Here is a 22,247-nt window from a genome sequence, read left to right as displayed (position 1 = left end):
TATCTTGTCATTACTACGTAAAAAACGCATATTCTATATTCTGATGATCTTTATATCTATATTTATATTGTTCTCTGTTCGGATACTCTGGATACAATACCGTTCTGCCTTCAGGGAAGTTACAGTGGGTGGTAGAACTATGAATGAAATGGCAGTCCGGCAGAGAGAAGAAGGAATTGAACTGGATTCGGGAAGGGGACATTTCATAGATCGTAATGGAATGCCATTAACCGGAGACGTCATTTGGTCACCTGTTCTTTTTCCCGTAAGGAAACTTCCAGAAGCTGATGAACTTCAAAGGCTAGCTGAACTTTTACACACCACATCAGATCAGTTAGAGCATAAATGGACTACTTTAAAAAAGCCCTATGTCTGGTCAGAATTGGTCGGTAAAGAAGGGACACCTATTAAGTTGAGTCAAGTAGATGCTGAACAATGGGACAAAGTGGATGGTTTCGAAGTACTTCCCCGTGTTTCACGGTACAAGGGAGCGGTTTCAGGAAGTCAATGGCTAGGATATGTAGCCCAACGCCCGGACGTTATTAGGAAAGTCCAAGCAGAGAGCAAACAGAATCGTTCGGTTCCGCTGACCATGTTAGTAGGCGCCTCAGGGCTTGAGAGAACGTTTGATAATTTTTTAAGAGGAATAGGATCAACTAGAGCATTCTATACTGTTGATGGTAAGAAGCGTCCGCTTATCGGAATTGGGACTCGAGTAAAGGGTATGGACAATCGTTATTATCCGCTCCAGGTTAGGACTACAGTTGATTATCGTATTCAACAAGAGATCGAGGCACTTACCGAGCAGGCGAATATGGAGGAAGGGGCCATTGTCGTACTGGATGTTAATTCAGGTGATGTGGTCTCCATGGTTTCTAGACCATTCTACAATCCACAGCATATTGATTTGAAGGGGGGGAGTTGGAGTAACCATACAGTAAAAGCGGCTGTGCCAGGTTCGATTTTTAAAACAGTCATTGCCGCCGCCGCATTGGAAGAAAGGTTAACTTCACCCTCAGAAGTGTTTCATTGCACAGGCCATTATGGTAAGTACGGACTTTCATGCTGGAAAGAAGGAGGTCACGGTGATATCACACTAGAAGAGGGGTTCGCAAAATCATGTAATATTGTTTTTGCAACACTTGGCGAGCGGCTAAAAGCATCAAGCATTGCGATAACGGCATCTAAGCTCGGATTGGCACAAAAGATTGGGTGGAATGAATCCTCATTTCTAGATGGAGAAGTCTTCTCCCAAATAGATCAAGAAGAGGCTGGTATTGTATTTGGTAAAACGACAACTGCGGATGGTGGCGTTCGAGCGCAGACAGCATTAGGTCAACGTGATGTTATGATGTCACCACTTCAAGCGGCCAATATGATTGTAACGTTGTTACATAGTGGTAAAGTGATTTCTCCACGTTTGGTGAGCGAGGTAAACTTCAAAGACGGAGCGACAATGGTTAACTTTCCAGTTCAAACAATTACATCACCGTTCGGGCAAATTTCACCACGTACAGCTAAACTGTTGCTCTCGTGGATGAGAGAAGTTGTTACGGATGGGACAGGGATTTCGCTCCAAGGTGCTAGTTGGAATCTTGCAGGTAAATCCGGCACTGCAGAGGTGTTGAAAGACGGGAAGGCGTCCAATAATCAATGGTTTATTGGTTATGGGCCAATTGAGGAACCGCGGTATGCTGTTGCCGTACTTGTGCAAAATCGTCGTCCAGGTTCCCTTCATCAAGCCGCAGCGTTATTCCGGCGCACGATGAATCTGCTGGCTTCACAGGAATGAAAGACCGAAATTACCAAGTAAATAATACATGAATTTTTAATTAAGTTCATCATTGAAACTTCATGTTCTTTTCCAAAATAATGCGCTAATTATTGTGCGTGTATGATAAAATAAAGGATATGCTAATTGAATGGCATGTCAAAGTCATTGAATCATAGAAAAGTGGGGAAAGCGACATGGAGACTTTGCTGCTGGGGTTGTTTTACATATCAACATTGTATGCCTTCATACCCGGCGTAATTACGCGTTTATTTGGATTCCGTGTTTTTCGACACGGTGTAAGTAAAGATAACTTTGCCCTTACATTTGATGATGGTCCTGATCCAATATATACTCCAAAGTTGTTGGATTTATTGGAGCTTTATGGTGCTAAGGCAACTTTTTTTGTTGTGGGATCCAATGCGGAGAAATATCCTGAATTAGTTCAGCGAATGCATGAAGAAGGTCATCTCATTGGGATTCATAATTATGTTCATAAGACGAATTGGCTTATGGCGCCCGCAACGGTGAAGAAGCAGATTCAAAAAACTACCAAGATTATTCATGACATTACCGGTGTTACAACTCATTATTATCGTCCCCCGTGGGGAATTGTAAATTTGTTTGATTTTGCTAAGAGAAACGAGACCCAAATTGTTTTGTGGTCTGCGATGTTTGGTGATTGGCGGCAACGTATTGGCGCAGATCGTTTAACCAAACGAATGATGAAAAAGCTTCGTGGTGGAGAAGTATTTTTACTTCATGATTGTGGTACTACGTTAGGTGCAAATTCTGACGCACCGGTGCAAATGCTCATAGCTTTGGAACGTGTGCTACAAGAAGCACAGCAACGTGGACTCCAAAGTATTCGGATTGACGAAATGATTGAAATCAGCCATGCGACCAAGAAGAAAGGGGCGTTTGCCTCTTCATCCCCAGTAGGTGAGAAATCTCAGCATCGAGCAAAACCTGCACTAACACGAACCAAAAAATTCATCGTTTCATTGTGGTTGTTATGGGAGAGAATATTTCACTTCTTATTCCAATTAAAGACAACGAATCAAGAAGACCCCATATTTTATTTCCGCCCTAGGCCTTATCATGGAGAGACGGTTACGATGGTGGGCGATATTCCACTTGTAAGCGGAGATCGGGTTTTAGAATTACACTTCGATAACAAAAAACTTTTTCAAATCGGTACACGATCCAGAAGTTCAATTCATCTCGCCATTCAAATGATTCGGGGAGTAGAGAAGACGTTACCTGAATTAGCGCAATATGTAATAGAACATCCGGAATTACATGATGTCAAAGCACTTTATGGTGTTACGATGATTAATCGTGGACCAGAACAATTAGGGTTCACTGTGACGGATCTACCCAATAGTTTGTTTGCCAAAACCAGCAAAATATATCTTAAATTCCTGATGAGTGTCATTCATCCTTCAGGTGGAGCGAGACTGAAGCAATCTTCTTCAAAAGAACTTGTTCCGAAACTACTCGTAATGCCGATTGAACTATTACTCGAGAGATATTCTGATGGTGGTTCTCATCGGAAATTGAAAGATGACCGGCGTAAACAACAAGAAGGAACTAGCGAAATAACGGAAGTACAAGAGACAGAGGCCGTTTTCAGCACTTCTCTGACATAAGATAATGCTACTTGGTCTTATTATGAATTATCATATAATTAATAAATAAGGGGTGTCTCACAAGTTATCTTGTGGGACACCCCTTATTTTTTCCTGCTTCAGTATATTAAATTTTCAAGACACCGCCGGTGCTGGCATTGGTAACTAATTTCGAGTAACGAGCCAAATATCCAGTTTTCACTTTCGGCTCAAACCCTTTCCAATTAGCGCGACGACGTTCAAATTCTGCATCATCAACATGCAACTGGATAATACGATTATTCAAATCAAGTTCGATGATATCGCCGTCCTCAACAAAGGCGATTGGTCCACCTTCAGCAGCTTCAGGTGAGATATGTCCGATACTGATCCCGCGGGATGCTCCAGAGAAGCGTCCGTCTGTGATTAGGCCGACCTTAGCGCCCAGACCCATACCGGAGATTTGCGCAGTAGGTGCCAGCATTTCAGGCATCCCAGGACCACCCTTAGGCCCTTCATAACGAATGACAACGACATGACCTTCCTTCACTTTACCATTTGCAATGCCTTCCAATGCTTGATCTTGCGAATCAAAGCAGATGGCTGGGCCTTTATGATAGCCGCCGACGGAAGGATCTACGGCACCAACTTTGATAACAGAGCCTTCAGGAGCTAGGTTTCCGTATAGAATTGCAAGGCCGCCCTTCTCAGAATACGGATTGTCGATAGCATGAATAACGTTCAAATCTTGGATTTCGCATCCAGCGACGTTCTCAGCAATTGTCTTGCCTGAAACCGTGATACAATCCCCATGAATGGCTCCTGGTTTCTTGAGTAGTTCATGGAGTACGGCGCTAACGCCACCAGCCTTATGAACGTCTTCAATGAAATAATTGGAAGCTGGAGCTAATTTGGAGATATGCGGTACACGATTAGCTACTTCATTGATACGTTCTATTGGATAATCAATTTCAGCTTCTTGAGCCAAAGCTAGAGTATGCAGTACTGTATTTGTAGAACCACCCATCGCCATATCTAAAGCAAAAGCGTTATCTAGTGCTTCTTTTGTTACGATATCGCGTGGTTTAAGGTCCATTTCGATTAGTTTCATAAGTTGAGTAGCTGATTGTCTAACAAAATCACGGCGTTCTTCTGCAACAGCCAGAATCGTACCATTACCTGGAAGCGCAATACCCAGTGCTTCTGCGAGGCAGTTCATGGAATTGGCGGTAAACATACCGGAGCAAGAGCCGCACGTTGGGCAACCGTATTGCTCTAATTCTAGTAGTTCAGCATCGTTAATTTTTCCTGCTTGGTGAGCGCCGACACCTTCAAAGACGGATGTTAATGAAAGTCGGTTACCTTTACTATCAACTCCGGCTTTCATTGGGCCGCCGCTGACGAATATCGTAGGTATATTTACGCGAAGTGCACCCATCATCATACCAGGTGTAATCTTATCGCAGTTTGGAATACAGACCATGCCGTCAAACCAGTGAGCGGATACGACGGTTTCTAATGAATCCGCGATAATCTCCCGACTTGGCAAAGAGTAGCGCATCCCGATATGACCCATAGCAATTCCGTCGTCAACTCCAATGGTATTAAACTCAAACGGAACTCCGCCAGCTTCGCGAATAGCTTCTTTAACAATCTTACCAAATTCCTGTAAATGTACGTGTCCGGGAACGATATCAATGTATGAATTGCATACTGCTATAAAAGGCTTACCGAAATCTTCCTCTTTGACACCAGCTGCACGTAATAAGCTACGGTGAGGTGCACGGTCAAAGCCTTTTTTGATCATATCTGAACGCATTTTTTTAGGTGCCATGATCTCTATTCCCCCTACATATATTGTGTTTTCTAACTTTAGAACGCTAAAGTCTTCCTTAAATTCTATCATATGTACTCCGCTTTTTCTAGCAATCGATCATTTAAGTCTATAGTAATTACATGTAATGCCCAATAGCTTATGTCTTTGTAACAAGCTGCAATTTAGAGTTACAATGGGACAAGGATAAGATGGAGCTAAGAATAGAAATCATTTGATGTGGAGGCGCTGTAATGACAGTCCTTAGAATAAAGGGCAGACCTATCCCATGTAGAGCCATTTTGTTCGATAAAGATGGTACTTTACTAGACTTCATGCAATTATGGGGAAAATGGGTGGAGATACTGCTGAGTTTAATGGAAGGATATTTGTATAGCATAGACATAGAGAAGAAAATGACATCACTGCCTAGTTTGCTTGGGATTAAATATGATGAACAGGGTTTAATGATTGATTATGATAGAACAGGACCCCTTGCGATGGGAACCGAAGAGGAGATTACCGCTTTGCTTGCCTGGCAACTTTACGAGGTGGGAGTTCCTTGGGACGAAGGATTGAAGTTGGTCGCACAGTTTAGTTCTACTGCTATGGTTGAAGTTAAGAAATTACGTCCTGCAAAACCTATAGTTGGAATTTGTGAGTTGTTAGAAGCTTGTCGTAACTCTGGTATATTGCTTGGTGTGGTTACTTCTGATCGAACCAGCGAAGCTGTAGAACACTTAGGATGGGTAGAGCTATCCTCATATTTCAAAGGTATGGTCGGGCGTGATCGCGTGACTCACGGGAAACCGGATCCTGAAATGGTAATTCTGGCTTGCCGAGAACTTGGAGTTTCGCCCAATGAGGTTGTTGTTATTGGTGATAGCAATGTAGATATGAGGATGGGCAAAGCAGCTGGGGTTATGATGACGATCGGTCTCGGTATTGAGGATGGCAGATCACCCTATCTGCATGATGCCGATTTGATTATTCAAGATTATACAAGCATCACAGTAGAATAGGATTAATTATGGAATTCTGTAGCTGATGTTGAGCCATAAAGGAGGAGTATAAGATTGACTTTGACAAAGACTGAAGTATTGGCATCCTGGATAAGGAACAGTCATAAGATCGCGTTTTTTGGCGGTGCAGGTATCTCAACTGAGAGTGGAATTCCTGACTTTCGCTCAGCGGCAGGTATATATAAGAAGGAGAAAGAGTCACCCTATGCACCTGAGGAAATCTTGAGTCGGCGTTTTTTTGGTCGGCATCCCGAAGTGTTTTTTGATTTCTACAAATCAAAGATGATTCATCCACAAGCTCGTCCGAATGCGGCTCATCATTTTCTAGCGCAATTAGAGAAGGATGGGAAGTTAAACGCAATTATTACACAGAATATAGATGGCTTGCATGAGTTAGCTGGCAATCAAAATGTACTAGAGTTACACGGCTCGATTCATCGGAATTTCTGTATGAATTGTGGCCAATTTCATAGTTTAGATGAGATCATGACTAGCATCGAAATGGTTCCAAAGTGCCTTGGTTGTGGTGGGGTTGTTAAACCCGATGTTGTTCTATATGGGGAAAACCTCAATGACCAGGTAATTGAGGATGCCGTCAATGCTATTAGGGAAGCGGATTTGCTATTGATCGGAGGAACTTCACTCACAGTTCAGCCTGCGGCCCATCTTGTAACTTATTTTAAAGGTGAACGAACCGTATTATTGAATGCTTCAACAACTTCATATGACGATCGCGCCGATCTACACATTACAGAACCTATCGGATCTGTTCTGGGACAGGTTCATAAGTTGTTACAGGGATCAAACTAGTCATATAGAAAACGGTTTCTTGCTAAAGAAATAAGAAGAGGCTATGATATTTTGAGGTAGAAGAACTGAGGAAAGTAGGCGAAAATATGGTATATAACGCAAATGAAGCACGTTACGAATCGATGAAATATAACCGTGTGGGTCGTTCAGGATTGAAGCTTCCAGCTATTTCACTTGGATTGTGGCATAATTTTGGCGGTGTGAATCAATATGAAAATGGTCGTGAAATGATAACTAAAGCTTTTGACCTTGGGATTACTCACTTTGATCTAGCGAATAACTATGGACCACCTGCAGGATCTGCTGAGGAAATGTTTGGAAAAGTATTAAAGAACGATCTATCGCCTTATCGCGATGAATTGATTATTTCCTCCAAGGCTGGTTACCAAATGTGGCCTGGCCCTTACGGTGAGTGGGGCTCACGCAAATATTTGATCTCCAGTGCGGATCAAAGCTTGAAACGATTAGGTTTAGATTATGTTGATATTTTCTACTCCCACCGTTTTTCCTGAAACACCGCTGGAAGAAACGATGATGGCTCTAGACCATCTCGTACGTTCGGGTAAAGCATTATATGTTGGAGTTTCTAACTATACCGCTGAGCAGACGGCTGAGGCGGTCTCGATTCTTAAAGATCTTGGTACACCAATGCTTATCCACCAACCGAGTTATTCTTTGTTGAATCGCTGGATTGAGGGTGGATTGCAGGATGTATTGGAGGATAGCGGGGTTGGCAGTATCGCCTTTTGCCCATTGGCTCAAGGTTTACTTACTAATAAATATTTGCATGGTATTCCCGATGATTCCCGTGCGAAGAGTTCAAGTGTATTTCTTAATGAGGATAATGTTACGCCAGAGACATTACGTAAAGTACATGCACTTAACCAAATTGCAGTGGCTCGTGGGCAAAGTTTGGCACAGTTCGCACTTGCTTGGGTACTACGTGGTGGCAAAGTCACTTCAGCTCTCATCGGGGCTAGTCGTGTGAGTCAAATCGAGGAGAATGTGAAAGCGCTCGAAAATCTAGACTTTACCAATGAAGAATTAGCACGTGTTGAGACAATTCTAGGATCACATGGTGATAACTGAACATACAACTTCCCCTATAAACCTATTTAGGGAAGTTAACCCCTATCCTATAGTTTTGGATTGGGGTTTCTTTCTTTAGGGACCTGTGATTGGCCCGTAACTGACTTCCGATATTGACTCGGTGATTCGCCGTAAAATCTGTGAAATTGGCGTGAGAAATAAAGGGGATCGGTCAGACCAACAGATGAGGCGATCTGCTCAATGGACAGTTCCGGACGTCCGCGTAGCAGGTGCCGTGATTTATCGATCCGTAGCTTAAGCAGATATGTCACAGGAGTAATACCGGTCTCTTTTTTAAAGATGCGAGATAAATAAGCGCGATTATATCCCAAGCTAGCACACATTTGCTCAATGGAAACGGGATGCGCATATTGGCTGGACATATAATGGATCATTTGCTTGACGATCCTTTGTACACCGGATTCACCAGAAGGGAGTGGGGATTCCTTGATCAATGTTTCTTTGGCTTCCGCCATCAGTTGATACAGATAACCAAGTGAGAGCAGATGGGAACTCGGTTTGTTATTTCTAAAAGTTTGAAGAACGCCGTCTAAAAGTCCGGAGATCAGACTACATTGGCCGGCACGGAATACCGGAAGCTGTGGTGTGAATCCTGTGCTTATAACGAGTTCGGTGGCAGTTTTTCCCGTAAAAGCAATCCAGCGATAACGCCAGGGATCGATGGGATCGGAAGCATAGCTAACGAGTTGATCTGGATGAATGAGGAAGCAGTCTCCTTTATTTAAATCGTAGACAGCGGATTCATTTACAAATTGCCCCCTACCTTTCTCCACAAAATGTAGCAGGAAATAATCGTACACTTTGGGACCAAGACGGTGTTCAGCAGGGGTTTGACTCTCGCCGACGAATAGGACATGCAAGTCTCCTTCTTCATATACTTGAGGGTTGGCAGCTGCATTATATGATTCTTGTATGATAGGTATCGTCTCCTAGTGGATGTGGTTGAATGGACAGCACATTTCTATTGTACTTCGACAAGTCACATTTATCCATATAGAACTCGCAAAGATACATTATCAAATCTAGGGAAAATATTTATACTGAGAACAAGAAGTTAAGATTCCTTGAGGACGAGGTGTAATTACATGATGAAACAGGAAATGGAACAATTGTTTATATCACGTTACGGAGATACTAACGAATCATTACGCATTTTTAATGCACCAGGCCGGGTCAATTTGATCGGTGAGCATATTGATTATAACGGTGGTTATGTACTACCAGCAGCGCTAGAGTTTGGTACAACGTTAGCAGTTCGGAGACGTTCAGACAATAAAGTGACGTTTGCATCTACAAATTTTCCTTTTCAGACTGAAATTAATGTGGAAGAGATCGGCTCTCACAAAATCGAGGAATGGGTAGATTATCCGATCGGAGTCATTGTAGAGCTGAACAAACTTGATGTTAGTTTGACTTCAGGATATGACCTACTTTTTCACGGTGAAATACCAAATGGTGCTGGGCTGTCTTCATCGGCATCTCTTGAAGTAGTAACTGCGTATGCGCTACTGTCTATGGAAGGTAAAGAGTGCGATACAGTTGAAATTGCCCTTCTATCACAGAGAGCAGAGAATCAATATGTTGGAGTAAACAGCGGGATTATGGATCAGTTCGCTGTAGCTAATGGTGCACAAGATCACGCGATTCTACTGATGTGTGACACGATAGAATACGAGCTAGTTCCATTCCGTACCGGTGCATACAAAATCGTAATTGGTAATACGAACAAACGCAGAGGTTTGGTCGATTCTAAATATAATGAGCGTCGTGGAGAATGTGATACAGCACTAGAGATCCTTAAGCAACATGAACAAGGTCTTGGGTACTTAGCTCATCTGAAGCCAGAGCGCTTTGAACAATTAAAGGGTAATCTCAAGGATGAAATTCTACTCAAACGTGCTACACATGTTATAGAGGAAAATGCAAGAGTATTGGAATCGGTAGCAGCTTTGAGAGATAACGATTTACAGAAATTCGGAAGTTTAATGAATGCTTCACATGATTCATTACGTGATTTATATGAGGTTAGCTGTGTGGAACTGGATGTCATGGTTGAAGAGGCTCGTAAGATCGAGGGTACACTGGGTGCTCGAATGACTGGAGCTGGTTTTGGTGGTTGTACCGTTTCTCTTGTACATGAAGATTCAGTCGATAAGTTTGTCTCAGATGTAGGTAAGGCTTATAAGAGCCGTACTGGGCTTGAAGGCGAGTTCTATGTATGTGGCGTTGGTAACGGAGTTCATGAGATGAAAGGAGAGAATTGACCATGGCGATTCTAGTAACAGGAGGAGCCGGTTATATCGGTTCCCATACAGTGGCGGAACTATTAAACCGGGGGAAAGAAGTAGTTGTGATTGATAATTTGCAATCAGGACACCGGGAATCTTTACTTGGCGGTAAGTTATATGAGGGAGATTTACGGGATAAGGAACTTCTTGCTAAGTTATTTGCTGAGAATGAGATTGAAGCGGTCATTCACTTTGCCGCTAACTCTCTAGTAGGTGAAAGCATGCAGAATCCAGTTAAATATTACGATAACAACGTATATGGAACGCTTTGCTTGCTAGAAGCGATGGATGCTGCAAATGTACGTAAAATTGTCTTCTCTTCAACGGCAGCAACTTATGGTGAACCAGACAAAGTGCCAATCGAAGAAACAGATCCTACTCATCCAACAAATGTATACGGTGAAACGAAGTTGACCATGGAGCGGATGATGGCTTGGTTCGATCAGGTGCTTGGCATAAAATATGTAGCATTACGGTATTTCAATGCTGCTGGGGCTCATGAAAGTGGAGCCATCGGAGAAGACCATCGGCCAGAGTCTCATCTCATTCCTCTTATACTACAAGCTGCATTAGGCCAGCGTGAATCTATTCAAGTATTTGGTGATGATTATCCAACACCGGATGGTACTTGTGTACGCGATTATATTCATGTAAGTGATCTCGCAGATGCTCACTTACTAGCAGTCGAACATTTGATTGGCGGCGGAGATAGTAATGTGTTCAATCTAGGTAATGGGCAAGGATTCTCGGTGAAAGAGGTCATCTCCAAAGTGCGCGATGTGACAGGTAGAGATTTCCCTGTGATCATTAGTCCACGACGTGCGGGCGATCCTGCTGTGCTGATCGCTTCATCGGATAAGGTTAGATCTGTGCTAGGATGGTTGCCTAAACGGGATAAATTGGATGATATTATTCGCAGCGCTTGGGAATGGCATAATAATCATCCTAACGGATATAACGATAATTAAGGGAGTGAACGAACGTGACGGCAGAGAGTAACAAACAAGATGCTTTACTAGCGATCGAGCGACTCGTTCACTATGCACTGGAACAAGGTTTAATCGATTGGTGGGACGTTGAATATTCCCGTAATCGCTTGCTAGAGTTATTTGGTTCGGATGAACCTTTTATAGGGGAGTTTGTAGAGCTCGAGCCTTTGACTGGCCCTCAGCAACCTCTTGAAGTGCTGATCAATTATGGGTTTGCTATCGGACTTATTCCAGAGAACTCTGATACGTATCGGGATCTGCTGGATGCCAAGATTATGGGTCTATTAACTCCGCGACCATCGGAGGTCATTGCATCCTTCCGAAAGACGACAAGCGAAAAAGGAATTCAAGCAGCGACGGATGAATTCTGTAAGCTCTCCGTAAGTAGTAATTATATTCGGATGGATCGTGTTGCCAATAATATATATTGGAAACAGCCTACAGCTTATGGAGATATGGAAATTACCATTAACCTCTCTAAGCCGGAGAAGAGTCCAAAAGAAATAGCAATGGCCAAATTACTACCGCCACCAGTGTACCCAAAATGTCAATTATGCCGGGAGAATGTTGGCTACGCGGGGCGGATTAACCATCCGGCACGTCAAAATTTGCGGGTTATTCCGCTTGAATTAAATGCGGAACCTTGGTTGTTCCAATATTCGCCCTACGTGTACTACAACGAGCATTGTATCGTGTTCCACCATGATCACGTTCCAATGAAGCTGACGAGAGATACGTTCAAACGGCTGATAGATTTTACTACACAATTTCCGCACTATTTTATCGGATCTAATGCAGATTTACCGATCGTTGGCGGGTCTATTTTGACACATGATCATTTTCAGGGGGGAAGACACACGTTCCCACTGGAGAAGGCGCCAATCGAGGCTAGTTTTCTACACAAGCAATTTGAAGGTATTACAGTAAGTATGGTGAAATGGCCCATGACTGTGTTGCGTTTGAATGGACATGACCCAGCTGTAGTACTTGATGCTGTTGATGATTTGTATGAAAAGTGGAAGATGTACAGTGATCCTGACGCTAATGTGCTCGCCTTCACGCAGGAAAATGGGGAGTCCATTCCACATAATACGGTTACTCCAATTATGCGCCGGGCAGCAGATGGTGGATATGAAATGGATATCGTGCTGCGCAACAATCGGTGTAATGATGAGCATCCAGAAGGGATCTATCATCCTCACCGGGAGATGCATCATATCAAGAAAGAAAATATCGGCTTGATTGAAGTGATGGGGCTAGCAATCTTACCAGGACGTCTTAAGGAAGAATTGGCTGATATTGCTGGAATACTAAGCGGAGACAAGGCGCTGTATGAAGATGTAATATCCAATGCTGGATCGCATTTGGCCGTTCATGGTGATTGGATCAAAGAATTGGTGGACCGTTTTGGTACATCGCTCACAACTGTAGATGCTGAAGAATTACTTCGTGGAGAAGTGGGACTTAAGTTCGCAGAAATCTTAGGACATGCAGGCGTGTTCAAAATGGATGCTACAGGCAGGGAAGCATTCCGGCGGTTTCTGCGGTCAGTTGGATACGAATAGGATTCGGACGCTCCACGAACGGAACGTTTCTACAATCGCTGTGATACAACGTCAAATAGCAAGCCTCCGCTTTATTGGAGGCTTGCTATTTTTTTCTTTAAGAAGTTTCAGTTGAAGATGAGAATGTCTCATTTGTAATAAACCAACTTTTGGGACATCCTATTTTTATATACTAGAGTTCGTTTGTTTTCACTTACCTAATCGCAGTATAATGGGGGGAGTATGACAGTAGGACTAATACTTAGTTATAGGTTGAATAATACAGCCAGGAGGCAATTAAAAATGAATAATTTTGAATATTTTAATCCGACGAAACTGATCTTCGGTAAGGGTAAACTAGAGGCGTTGAAGAAGGAAGTACCACACTATGGAAGTAAGGTTCTCCTTGTTTATGGGGGAGGTAGCATCAAACGTAGCGGACTATACGATAAGGTTATTTCAATCCTACAAGAACTCGGAACAGAGGTAACAGAGTTGTCCGGTGTTGAACCCAATCCACGCCTATCTACGGTTCACAAAGGGGTAGAATTGTGCAAATCCAAGGGGTTAGAATTGGTACTTGCGGTAGGTGGAGGAAGTGTACTTGACTGCTCGAAAGCCATTGCGGTTGGGGCTAAGTATGACGGTGACATGTGGGATTTCGCCGAACGTAAAGCGATCCCTCAAAATGCCCTCCCACTTGGAACTGTGCTGACAATGGCAGCTACAGGATCTGAAATGAATGGAAACTCAGTTATTTCTAATGAAGCTACGGAAGAAAAACTAGGTTGGGGCAGCATTTTAGCTTATCCAGCTTTCTCTATTCTAGATCCTGAGCACACATTTTCACTTCCGAAAGATCAGACGGTTTATGGTATGGTTGATATCATGTCACATGTCTTCGAGCATTATTTCCACAAAGAGAGCAATACATTAGTACAAGACGAATTCTGTGAGGCGATACTTCGTACTGTCATCGAAACGGCACCTAAGTTAATTGCTGATCTTGAAAATTATGAATATCGTGAGACGATTCTACTCAGTGGTACGTTTGCTTTAAACGGTATGTTAAATATGGGACTTAGCGGTGATTGGGCAACACATAATATTGAGCATGCCGTCTCGGCGGTCTATGACATTCCACATGGTGGAGGACTAGCTATTTTGTTCCCGAACTGGATGAGACATAATTTGCATCATGACGTGGCTCGATTCAAACGTCTGGCTATAAATGTATTTGGTGTTGAGACAAATGGCAAAACCGATCAAGAAATTGCTGAAGAAGGAATTGCGGCGTTGCGGGCATTCTGGGATTCAATTGGTGCTCCAAGCCGGTTAGCGGATTATGAAATCGATGATAGTAAACTGGAGGCCATGGCAGATAAGGCTGTTCGCTTCGGCCCGTTTGGCAATTTCGCCAAACTGAATAAGCAAGATGTACTTGAAATTTATCGGAGTTCCCTTTAAGTTTAGGCATCCAAGTGTAATCGCTCAGCATAACGACTCAATGGATAACATCCATTGGGTCTTTTTTTTGATAGAATGATCTGTTCTATTTCAAGGGAAGATAATGATTATTAAAACTCAGGATTAAAAGCCAGAAAATTAAAGAATACGAAACTAAATGGTAAATATTACGTATTAAATAGATAGGCAGCCCGAAAGGGGGGAACGGTTATGGAAGCATTGTTCTGGGGCTGTTTGGTTGGAGGTAGCCTGTTCGCATTAGTGAGCGTAGTGTTGGGTGATTTGATTGGGAGTTGGATAGACGGCATATTTGACGTGTTCTCGGTTGATTTCTTTAAGCCGATAATCACTGCTTCCGCTATTACGACATTCGGTGGGGCTGGTATTCTACTGAGTCATTACACTAATCTTGTTGCCGCCATGGTGATTACGTTATCGATCGTTATTGCACTATTCCTGTCGGTTGCCATTTACTTCGCTTATGTTAAGCCGATGGCGAACAGTGAGAACTCAACAGGATACTCCGTTGCTGAGCTTCCAGGTAAGCTCGGTGAGGTGACCGTACCTATTCCTAGTCAAGGTTATGGTGAAGTTATGGTTAAGCTGGTGTCAGGTAATACGTTACATATAGCTGCTAGCTGGGATCAACGCGATATTCCTGTGGGTACGTTAGTGGTTGTGGTGGATGCTAAAGAAGGCGTTGTACATGTGTCAGAACTTTATGAAGATGAACAGAATAAGGAGATGGTGTAATTGTCGTTTGCTGATATTCCTGATTTTGTATTAATCCCTGTTATTGTCATTGTAGTTATTATCATTATGGGTCTTGCATTCTGGGCTCGGTATAAAACGGTTAGTCCGGATGAAGCAATGATAGTTACGGGTTCATTCCTTGGTAACAAGAATATTTCTGATGATGAGTCAGGTCGCAAAATCAAAATTGTTCGCGGTGGTGGTGCTTTTATATGGCCTATTTTCCAAAGAGCTGAGTTTATGTCACTCCTATCGCATAAATTAGATGTAATGACCCCCGAGGTCTACACGGAGCAAGGAGTTCCTGTATCGGCGGATGGTGTAGCCATTATTAAAGTCGGTGGGTCTACAGAAGATGTTGTCACAGCAGCTGAGCAGTACATGGGTAAACCGATTGAATCGGTTAAGGGAGAAGCGCAGGAAGTACTGGAAGGACACCTTCGCTCGATTCTAGGTTCTATGACTGTTGAGGAAGTGTACCGTAATCGGGACAAATTTGCTCAAGAAGTACAGGGCGTAGCAGCGCGCGATTTGAAGAAAATGGGGCTGCAGATCGTCTCATTTACAATCAAAGATGTACGCGACAAACATGGTTATTTGGAAGCACTGGGTAAACCGCGTATTGCAGCAGTGAAACGGGATGCTGAAATTGCTGAAGCGGATGCATTAAGGGATTCGCGGATTAAGAAGGCATTAGCCGAAGAGCTAGGGCAGAAGGCGGAACTCCTTCGTGATACGAATATCGCGGAAGCAGAGAAAGAAAAAGAACTTAAAGTAGCCTCATTTAAGAAAGATCAAGATACCGCGAAGGCAGAAGCGGATCAGGCTTATCATATTCAAGAAGCACGTGCTAAGCAAATCGTGGTCGAAGAACAGATGAAGGTCGAATTGGTTCGTAAGGAACGTGAGATAGACTTGCAAGCCAAAGAGATTATGGTACGTGAGAAACAATATGATGCAGAAGTGAAGAAGAAGGCGGATGCCGATCGTTATGCAGTAGAGCAGGCGGCAGAAGCGGATAAGGCACGTAAAATGCGGGAAGCGGATGCGGTTCAGTACTCTATTGAAACACAGGCACGTGCTTCGGCTGAACAGAAGAGATTGGACGGGAACGCTGTCGCGGATGCGGAGCGAGCGAAAGGTACAGCGGATGCTGAAATTATTCGTTTGAAAGGTCTTGCGGAAGCAGAAGCAAAGGAAAAATTAGCCGAAGCTTTCCAAAAATTTGGCGAAGCAGCTATTCTCGATATTGTTGTCAAAATGCTACCAGAATTGGCTGGGAAAATCGCAACTCCGCTCGCTTCTATTGACAAGTTAACTGTAGTAGACACGGGTAAAGGTGAAGGAGCAGCCCGGGTGAGTAACTATGTTACAGAGCTTATGGCGACAGCTCCTGAGATGCTGAAGAGTGTATCGGGCATCGATCTTGAAAAGCTCATTACGGGTTTGACTAAAGGTAAGAGTAGTCCAATAGCTCCAGTTCCGCAGATGACTGCTACACCTGAACCTATCGTCTTAGACAATAATGTGATCAAAGAGGAAAATTAATAAACTTGTTCTCATATGAAGCTTGACTTTAACTCCCTTTCCCTGTAAATTCTGATATGATTACGTTGCTAAGCTAAGCATCTCACCGATTAGGTGATTAGCGCTCGTATTCTACGGTTATAAACGACTGGTAAGGATAATAAGGTCATTTATAATTAGTATAAGTGATCCAGAAGAATTGGACTTTGCAGGTAGAAAGGGTGCAATTATGAGCAATAGCTTGCAAGTCGCAAAGGTGCTGAACAACAACGTTATCATTGCAAATCATCCCCAGCATGACGAGGTAGTAGTCATTGGAAAAGGTATTGGGTTTAATCGCAAGTCCAACGATTTTGTTCCTCTAGAATTGGTTGAGAAGATGTTCATTCTGAAAAATCAGCAAGAACAAGAACAGTATAAGCAACTCGTCCGTCAGGTAGATGAGAAGTTAATTGAGGTTATTGGAGAAGTCATCATGTATATATCCAAGAAAACTCAGACTGAGCTTAATGAGCATATCCACATAGCGCTTACTGATCACCTTGCATTTGCTTTGAAGAGGGCTGAACAGGACATTGCTATACACAACCCATTTCTATATGAGACCAAAGAAATCTATCCAGTTGAATTTGAATTAGCCGAATATGCTATTGACCTAATCCGCAGAAAGATGGGGGTGGATTTGGGGGATGATGAGATTGGCTTTGTTGCACTACATATTAATAGTGCGATGACCAATCGCCATATCAGCGAGGTAAGAGGGCAAGCCGAACTTATCGCCGACTTGGTTTGTATTGTTGAACAGGAGCTTGACGTGGTTATCCAACGTAATTCTCTAGATTATTCAAGGCTCCTTACTCACTTGAGATTTGCAATTGAAAGGATCCGGCGTGGAGAGAGAGTTGGCGAAATTCACAAGCTGGAAGGTCTACTTAAACAGGAGTATCCTACCTTGTACGAGGTTGCCAAGAAATTGACACAGGTTATGGAACAGCGATTAAAAAAAACTGTGTACCCTGCTGAAGTCAGCTATTTAACGATGCATTTACATCGCGTAGCTCACACAAATGTATAATAACTTACTTGCGCTTGATTAGCAGGTTTGCTATAATCTGAGACATTAAACAACAAAAAAACAATCACAATGTGTGACTGATTCGATCAGGCATGAGTTGATAAAAGTATTTTGAGTGTATGATCCGTTTACTGGGTATTATAACTGTAGGCAAGGAGTATACATCAAAAAATATTTTTTGACTTATGCTTTTTTTGTTGTTACTTCTTAGATTCGACACAGGGGGATACTATGTTTAAACGTTTTTTTGGTGTTTTACAAAGAGTCGGAAAAGCGCTAATGTTGCCTGTCGCATTGTTACCCGCAGCCGGTTTGTTACTGGGAATAGGCAACATGTTGGTCAGTCCAGAGTTTCTAGATTTGGTTCCTGTACTGGATAATAGCACTGTCTCACTAGTTGCTACTGTCATGATGAATGCAGGACAAATCGTATTTACAAACCTCGCATTACTATTTGCTGTTGGTGTTGCGTTAGGCTTAGCAGGAGGCGATGGAGCCGCCGGATTGGCTGCTATTATCGGGTACCTTGTTATGAATGTAACTATGGGAACCGTAATCAATGTCACGCCGGACATGATTGGTACGGATCCAGCTTATGCAAACGTCCTTGGTATTCCGACACTTGCAACTGGTGTGTTTGGTGGTATTATTGTCGGGATATTGGCGGCGAGCATGTACAATCGCTTCTTCAAAATTGAATTGCCGTCCTATTTAGGTTTCTTTGCAGGAAAACGGTTTGTACCGATTATGACTGCAGCAACCTCCGTTTTGCTTGGTTTGCTAATGGTCCTCATTTGGCCACCGATACAATCGGGACTAAATACGGCTTCTCATTTCATGCTAGAGCAGAACCGGACATTGACGGCGCTCGTATTTGGAATGGTGGAACGTGCTCTGATTCCATTTGGTCTTCATCATATTTTCTACTCACCGTTTTGGTTTGAGTTCGGAGAATATGTGAACAAGGCGGGTGAAATCGTACGTGGAGATCAGCAGATCTTTATGGCTCAGCTCCGTGACGGTGTTCCTTTTTCAGCCGGTACGTTCATGACGGGTAAGTTCCCATTTATGATGTTCGGGTTGCCAGCAGCGGCTTTAGCCATTTACCATGAAGCAAGACCTGAACATAAGAAGTATGTGGCGGGTATTATGGGTTCAGCGGCATTGACCTCATTCTTAACTGGGATCACAGAGCCGCTAGAATTTTCCTTCTTGTTTGTGGCGCCACTACTATTTGCAGTACATTGTGTATTTGCAGGTTTGTCCTTTATGATGATGCATATCTTAGACGTCAAGATTGGTATGACTTTCTCTGGAGGTTTGATCGATTACTTGATTTTTGGTGTTATCCCGAATCGAACGCCTTGGTGGAATGTCATCATTGTTGGGCTGATTCTCGCCGTGATTTACTACTTCGGTTTCCGATTTGTTATCCGCAAGTTTAACTTAAGGACACCAGGTCGAGAAGAACCAAGTACGGAAGAGGAGAGTTCACAACAAGGCGCAGGAGTTACTAAAGATGAGTTGCCGCATAATATTTTGGACGCACTTGGCGGGAAAGACAACATAGCACATCTAGATGCCTGTATCACTCGCCTTCGGGTAGAAGTGAAGGATAAAGGAAATGTCAGCAAGGATCGACTTAAGAAACTAGGTGCTTCAGGTGTTCTTGAAGTCGGTAACAATATCCAAGCGATATTTGGTACCCGATCGGATACGATTAAATCGCAAATTGCTGATATAATGAACGGTAATACACCAGCAGCTCCGGTACCAACCGTGGAGAAAGCTGCAATTGTGGAACAACAGGCGGCACAAGATGGAGATGCTATTATCCATGAGGATATTGTCATGCCGGTAAATGGTGAAATCATGGATATTACCAAAGTTCCTGACCCGGTATTTTCAGAAAAAATGACCGGAGACGGATTTGCTATTCTGCCACATGATGGGGTTATCTGTTCTCCAGTCTATGGTAAGGTGTTTAACGTATTTCCTATCAAGCATGCGATCGGCATAATGTCTGATGGCGGCAAGGAAGTGCTAGTGCATATCGGTGTTAATACGGTAAAATTGAAAGGACAAGGCTTTACTGTTCTAGTCAAAGAGGGAGATCTCATCGCTGCTGGTCAACCGATCATGGAAGTAGATCTTGACTATGTGAAAGAGCATGCACCGTCTATAATATCACCAATTATTTTCTCTAACCTCCCGGAAGGTTCTGTTGTAAAGTTAAACAAAACAGGGCTATTAAAGAGTGGTGAAGGGGATATCATCACGATATCCTAAGAGAGAATTGGAAATAAATATCTTAGAAGTTGAAGATGTCGAATGAAAAATGACGATAGTCAATTTCGGTATCTACAGGATTTGAGAATCAGTCCAACAAAAAAACAACAAAAATATAGAAAGTGAGTTGAATTTAAATGGAAACAAAATTCAGAATTTCAGATGAAGATGGTATACATGCACGTCCAGCTACAGCACTTGTGAACACAGCTAACAAATTTAAAGGGGCCGAATCCTTTGCAGAAGCAAATGGTAAGAAGGTGACTTTAAAATCAATCTTGGGAGTTCTATCTCTAGGTTTGGAAAAAGGTGATTACATTACACTGTCTGTCCAAGGAGAGAATGCAGCAGAGGCTCTTCAAGCACTTACGGATGTGATGGTTAAAGAAGGGTTAGGCGAAGTAGATGCTTAAAATAGACGGAATTGCTGCATCTCCAGGTGTAGCCATTGCGCCTGCTTTCATATTGGAGAATCCAGACTTCACGGTACATCACCGTGAAGTCTCGGACCCAGAAGCTGAGCTTATTCGGTTAGATGAGGCTCTAAGTAAATCACAGCAGGAGCTCGAGAATATCAAAGAACGTACGCTTCAAGAACTTGGCGAGAAGAAGGCTGAGATTTTCGAATCACATTTGCTAATCCTCAACGATCCCGATTTAATTACTACAGTACGTGATAGAATCACTACGGAGAAAGTCAGTGCCGAATATGCCATGAATGTAACTGCGCAAGAGTTTATTGCTATGTTTGAGAACATGAAGAGTGCATATCTCCGTGAACGCGCTGTAGACATGCGCGATATTACTAAACGGATATTAATTCATCTGCTAGGGTTAACTTATGTTAATCCAATGGAGATCGATAAGGAAGTTATCGTCATTGCCGAGGACTTAACACCTTCGGATACGGCGCAACTTAATCGTAAATATGTAAAAGGTTTTGCAGCGAATGTTGGAGGTAGAACCTCACATTCAGCCATCATGGCCAGATCCCTTGAAATTCCTGCTGTTGTGGGTACAAAGGAAGTATTAGGTCAAGTGAAAAATGGCGATTTAATCATCGTTGATGGACTGGATGGCAAAGTCATTATTAATCCTACTTCAGACTTGGTGGAAGAGTATAAGGAAAAACGGGATAAACACTTGCAACAAATTGAAGAATGGAAACAACTTCGAGGAGTAGCTACTACTTCAGCCGATGGTGTGCATGTCGAACTGGCAGCTAACATTGGAACTCCAAATGATGTAACAGGTGTTGTGGAGAATGGTGGCGAAGGTGTAGGTCTGTACCGCTCGGAATTTTTATATATGGGACGTACTGAGCTGCCTTCGGAGGAAGTTCAATTTAATGCTTACAAAACCGTATTAGAAAAAATGGAAGGAAAACCTGTTGTAGTGCGGACTCTTGACATCGGTGGCGATAAAGAACTACCTTATCTGGATATGCCAAAAGAAATGAATCCGTTTCTAGGTTTCCGTGCCATTCGTCTTTGCTTGGAGCGTCAGGATATTTTCCGTACACAACTGCGTGCATTACTAAGAGCGAGTGTATATGGTAACCTACGTATTATGTTCCCGATGATCGCTACGCTTGATGAATTCCGGCAAGCAAAAGCTTTACTCTTAGAAGAGAAAGCAAATCTGGAAAGCGAAGGCGTAACCATTTCTGATACGATTCAACTTGGTATCATGGTCGAAATTCCTTCAACGGCTGTATTAGCCGATCAATTTGCTAAGGAAGTTGATTTCTTCAGCATTGGAACGAATGACCTGATTCAATATACGATGGCTGCTGACCGAATGAACGAACGTGTATCCTATTTGTATCAACCGTATAATCCAGCGATTCTACGGCTTGTAAAAATGGTGATAGATGCCGCTCACAAAGAAGGACGTTGGGTGGGAATGTGCGGTGAAATGGCAGGCGATGCTACAGCTATTCCTCTTCTGCTTGGTCTAGGTCTAGATGAGTTTAGTATGAGTGCAACATCGATTCTCCCAGCTCGTTCACAAATAGCTAAACTGTCCAAAGCGGATATGCAGAAGTTAGCGGTGGAAGCATTACAACTTGGGACGGCTGAGGAAGTTGTTCAATTGGTTCGTAATATTAAAGCCTAATTTTATTGGAGGTCGTCTTTACGAGACCAAATCATCTTTTACCAAGAAATATTTTGTTAAC

16 protein-coding genes and 1 pseudogene are annotated in these 22,247 nt (G+C 42.9%); 15 read left to right on the top strand and 2 right to left on the bottom strand.

Translation table 11 applies throughout. The features are described 5' to 3' along the window. Positions 1–4: 4 nt before the first annotated feature. Both NST85_RS22340 and NST85_RS22335 read left to right on the top strand, forming a co-directional pair. Positions 5–1,792 carry a peptidoglycan D,D-transpeptidase FtsI family protein gene (locus NST85_RS22340; RefSeq protein ID WP_211350280.1) on the top strand — a complete coding sequence of 596 codons (1,788 nt, stop codon included), beginning with the start codon at positions 5–7 and terminating at the stop codon, positions 1,790–1,792. 176 nt (positions 1,793–1,968) lie between these two features. Further along, complete coding sequence (locus tag NST85_RS22335; protein ID WP_341190456.1) at positions 1,969–3,423, top strand: polysaccharide deacetylase family protein; 1,455 nt, start codon at positions 1,969–1,971, stop codon at positions 3,421–3,423. A 106-nt stretch (positions 3,424–3,529) separates the two neighbouring features. Here the strand turns inward: NST85_RS22335 and ilvD are convergent, their stop codons facing one another. After that, on the bottom strand, positions 3,530–5,215 hold the full coding sequence (ilvD, locus tag NST85_RS22330; protein ID WP_211350278.1) for a dihydroxy-acid dehydratase: 1,686 nt from the start codon (positions 5,213–5,215) through the stop codon (positions 3,530–3,532). 233 nt (positions 5,216–5,448) lie between these two features. Between ilvD and NST85_RS22325 the strand changes: the two genes are divergently transcribed. The 3 genes and pseudogenes from NST85_RS22325 (at position 5,449) to mgrA (ending at position 8,115) form a co-directional block, all read left to right on the top strand. Then, complete coding sequence (locus tag NST85_RS22325; protein ID WP_341190455.1) at positions 5,449–6,216, top strand: HAD family hydrolase; 768 nt, start codon at positions 5,449–5,451, stop codon at positions 6,214–6,216. A gap of 60 nt (positions 6,217–6,276) precedes the next feature. After that, positions 6,277–7,026 carry an NAD-dependent protein deacylase gene (locus tag NST85_RS22320; protein WP_307399373.1) on the top strand — a complete coding sequence of 250 codons (750 nt, stop codon included), beginning with the start codon at positions 6,277–6,279 and terminating at the stop codon, positions 7,024–7,026. 86 nt (positions 7,027–7,112) lie between these two features. Further along, positions 7,113–8,115: pseudogene (mgrA, locus tag NST85_RS22315) on the top strand (L-glyceraldehyde 3-phosphate reductase). A 47-nt stretch (positions 8,116–8,162) separates the two neighbouring features. On the opposite strand, the gene NST85_RS22310 reads toward mgrA, so the two are convergent. Then, entirely contained in the window at positions 8,163–9,053 is an 891-nt protein-coding gene (locus NST85_RS22310; protein ID WP_341191150.1) for an AraC family transcriptional regulator, read from the bottom strand. Positions 9,054–9,221: 168 nt separating this feature from the next. On the opposite strand from NST85_RS22310, the gene NST85_RS22305 reads away from it, so the two are divergent. The 10 genes from NST85_RS22305 (at position 9,222) to ptsP (ending at position 22,186) form a co-directional block, all read left to right on the top strand. Continuing rightward, positions 9,222–10,400: a galactokinase gene (locus tag NST85_RS22305; protein ID WP_341190454.1), complete on the top strand. Its 1,179-nt coding sequence runs from the start codon at positions 9,222–9,224 to the stop codon at positions 10,398–10,400. Between the two features lie 2 nt (positions 10,401–10,402). Beyond that, complete coding sequence (gene galE / locus NST85_RS22300; RefSeq protein WP_341190453.1) at positions 10,403–11,392, top strand: UDP-glucose 4-epimerase GalE; 990 nt, start codon at positions 10,403–10,405, stop codon at positions 11,390–11,392. A 14-nt stretch (positions 11,393–11,406) separates the two neighbouring features. Next, entirely contained in the window at positions 11,407–12,978 is a 1,572-nt protein-coding gene (locus tag NST85_RS22295) for a UDP-glucose--hexose-1-phosphate uridylyltransferase (RefSeq protein ID WP_341190452.1), read from the top strand. 282 nt (positions 12,979–13,260) lie between these two features. After that, a complete protein-coding gene (locus tag NST85_RS22290) occupies positions 13,261–14,424 on the top strand; it encodes an iron-containing alcohol dehydrogenase (protein ID WP_341190451.1) in 1,164 nt (387 codons plus the stop codon). 210 nt (positions 14,425–14,634) lie between these two features. Then, the gene (locus NST85_RS22285) at positions 14,635–15,177 is read left to right on the top strand and encodes a protease (RefSeq protein ID WP_127194659.1); all 543 of its coding nucleotides are present in this window, start codon (positions 14,635–14,637) and stop codon (positions 15,175–15,177) included. Positions 15,178–15,243: 66 nt separating this feature from the next. Further along, positions 15,244–16,725, top strand: a complete 1,482-nt coding sequence (locus tag NST85_RS22280; RefSeq protein WP_246054413.1) for a flotillin family protein — start codon at positions 15,244–15,246, stop codon at positions 16,723–16,725. A 208-nt stretch (positions 16,726–16,933) separates the two neighbouring features. Continuing rightward, on the top strand, positions 16,934–17,779 hold the full coding sequence (glcT, locus tag NST85_RS22275) for a glucose PTS transporter transcription antiterminator GlcT (protein ID WP_341190450.1): 846 nt from the start codon (positions 16,934–16,936) through the stop codon (positions 17,777–17,779). Between the two features lie 231 nt (positions 17,780–18,010). After that, positions 18,011–20,068, top strand: coding sequence for a glucose-specific PTS transporter subunit IIBC (ptsG, locus tag NST85_RS22270; protein WP_341190449.1), 2,058 nt, complete (start codon positions 18,011–18,013; stop codon positions 20,066–20,068). Between the two features lie 137 nt (positions 20,069–20,205). Next, complete coding sequence (locus NST85_RS22265; protein WP_127194656.1) at positions 20,206–20,481, top strand: HPr family phosphocarrier protein; 276 nt, start codon at positions 20,206–20,208, stop codon at positions 20,479–20,481. After that, positions 20,474–22,186 (top strand): phosphoenolpyruvate--protein phosphotransferase, encoded by a 1,713-nt coding sequence (ptsP, locus tag NST85_RS22260; RefSeq protein WP_341190448.1) that lies wholly within the window; start codon positions 20,474–20,476, stop codon positions 22,184–22,186. Before NST85_RS22265 ends, ptsP begins: the two co-directional genes overlap by 8 nt. Positions 22,187–22,247: the final 61 nt, after the last annotated feature.

Origin of the sequence: Paenibacillus sp. FSL K6-2524, from assembly GCF_038005525.1 — a bacterium.
Taxonomy (GTDB): domain Bacteria; phylum Bacillota; class Bacilli; order Paenibacillales; family Paenibacillaceae; genus Fontibacillus; species Fontibacillus anaericanus.
The sequence above is the reverse complement of the archived record's forward strand: the minus strand, read 5'-3'. Positions and strand labels throughout refer to the sequence as shown.

Excerpts from the sequence above, each read along its gene's own strand:
- NST85_RS22335 (WP_341190456.1), top strand. The coding sequence starts at position 1,969 with ATGGAGACTTTGCTGCTGGGGTTGTTTTACATATCAACATTGTATGCC.
- ilvD (WP_211350278.1), bottom strand. The coding sequence starts at position 5,215 with ATGGCACCTAAAAAAATGCGTTCAGATATGATCAAAAAAGGCTTTGAC.
- NST85_RS22325 (WP_341190455.1), top strand. The coding sequence starts at position 5,449 with ATGACAGTCCTTAGAATAAAGGGCAGACCTATCCCATGTAGAGCCATT.
- NST85_RS22305 (WP_341190454.1), top strand. The coding sequence starts at position 9,222 with ATGATGAAACAGGAAATGGAACAATTGTTTATATCACGTTACGGAGAT.
- galE (WP_341190453.1), top strand. The coding sequence starts at position 10,403 with ATGGCGATTCTAGTAACAGGAGGAGCCGGTTATATCGGTTCCCATACA.
- NST85_RS22290 (WP_341190451.1), top strand. The coding sequence starts at position 13,261 with ATGAATAATTTTGAATATTTTAATCCGACGAAACTGATCTTCGGTAAG.
- NST85_RS22285 (WP_127194659.1), top strand. The coding sequence starts at position 14,635 with ATGGAAGCATTGTTCTGGGGCTGTTTGGTTGGAGGTAGCCTGTTCGCA.
- NST85_RS22280 (WP_246054413.1), top strand. The coding sequence starts at position 15,244 with ATGGGTCTTGCATTCTGGGCTCGGTATAAAACGGTTAGTCCGGATGAA.
- glcT (WP_341190450.1), top strand. The coding sequence starts at position 16,934 with ATGAGCAATAGCTTGCAAGTCGCAAAGGTGCTGAACAACAACGTTATC.
- ptsG (WP_341190449.1), top strand. The coding sequence starts at position 18,011 with ATGTTTAAACGTTTTTTTGGTGTTTTACAAAGAGTCGGAAAAGCGCTA.
- NST85_RS22265 (WP_127194656.1), top strand. The coding sequence starts at position 20,206 with ATGGAAACAAAATTCAGAATTTCAGATGAAGATGGTATACATGCACGT.
- ptsP (WP_341190448.1), top strand. The coding sequence starts at position 20,474 with ATGCTTAAAATAGACGGAATTGCTGCATCTCCAGGTGTAGCCATTGCG.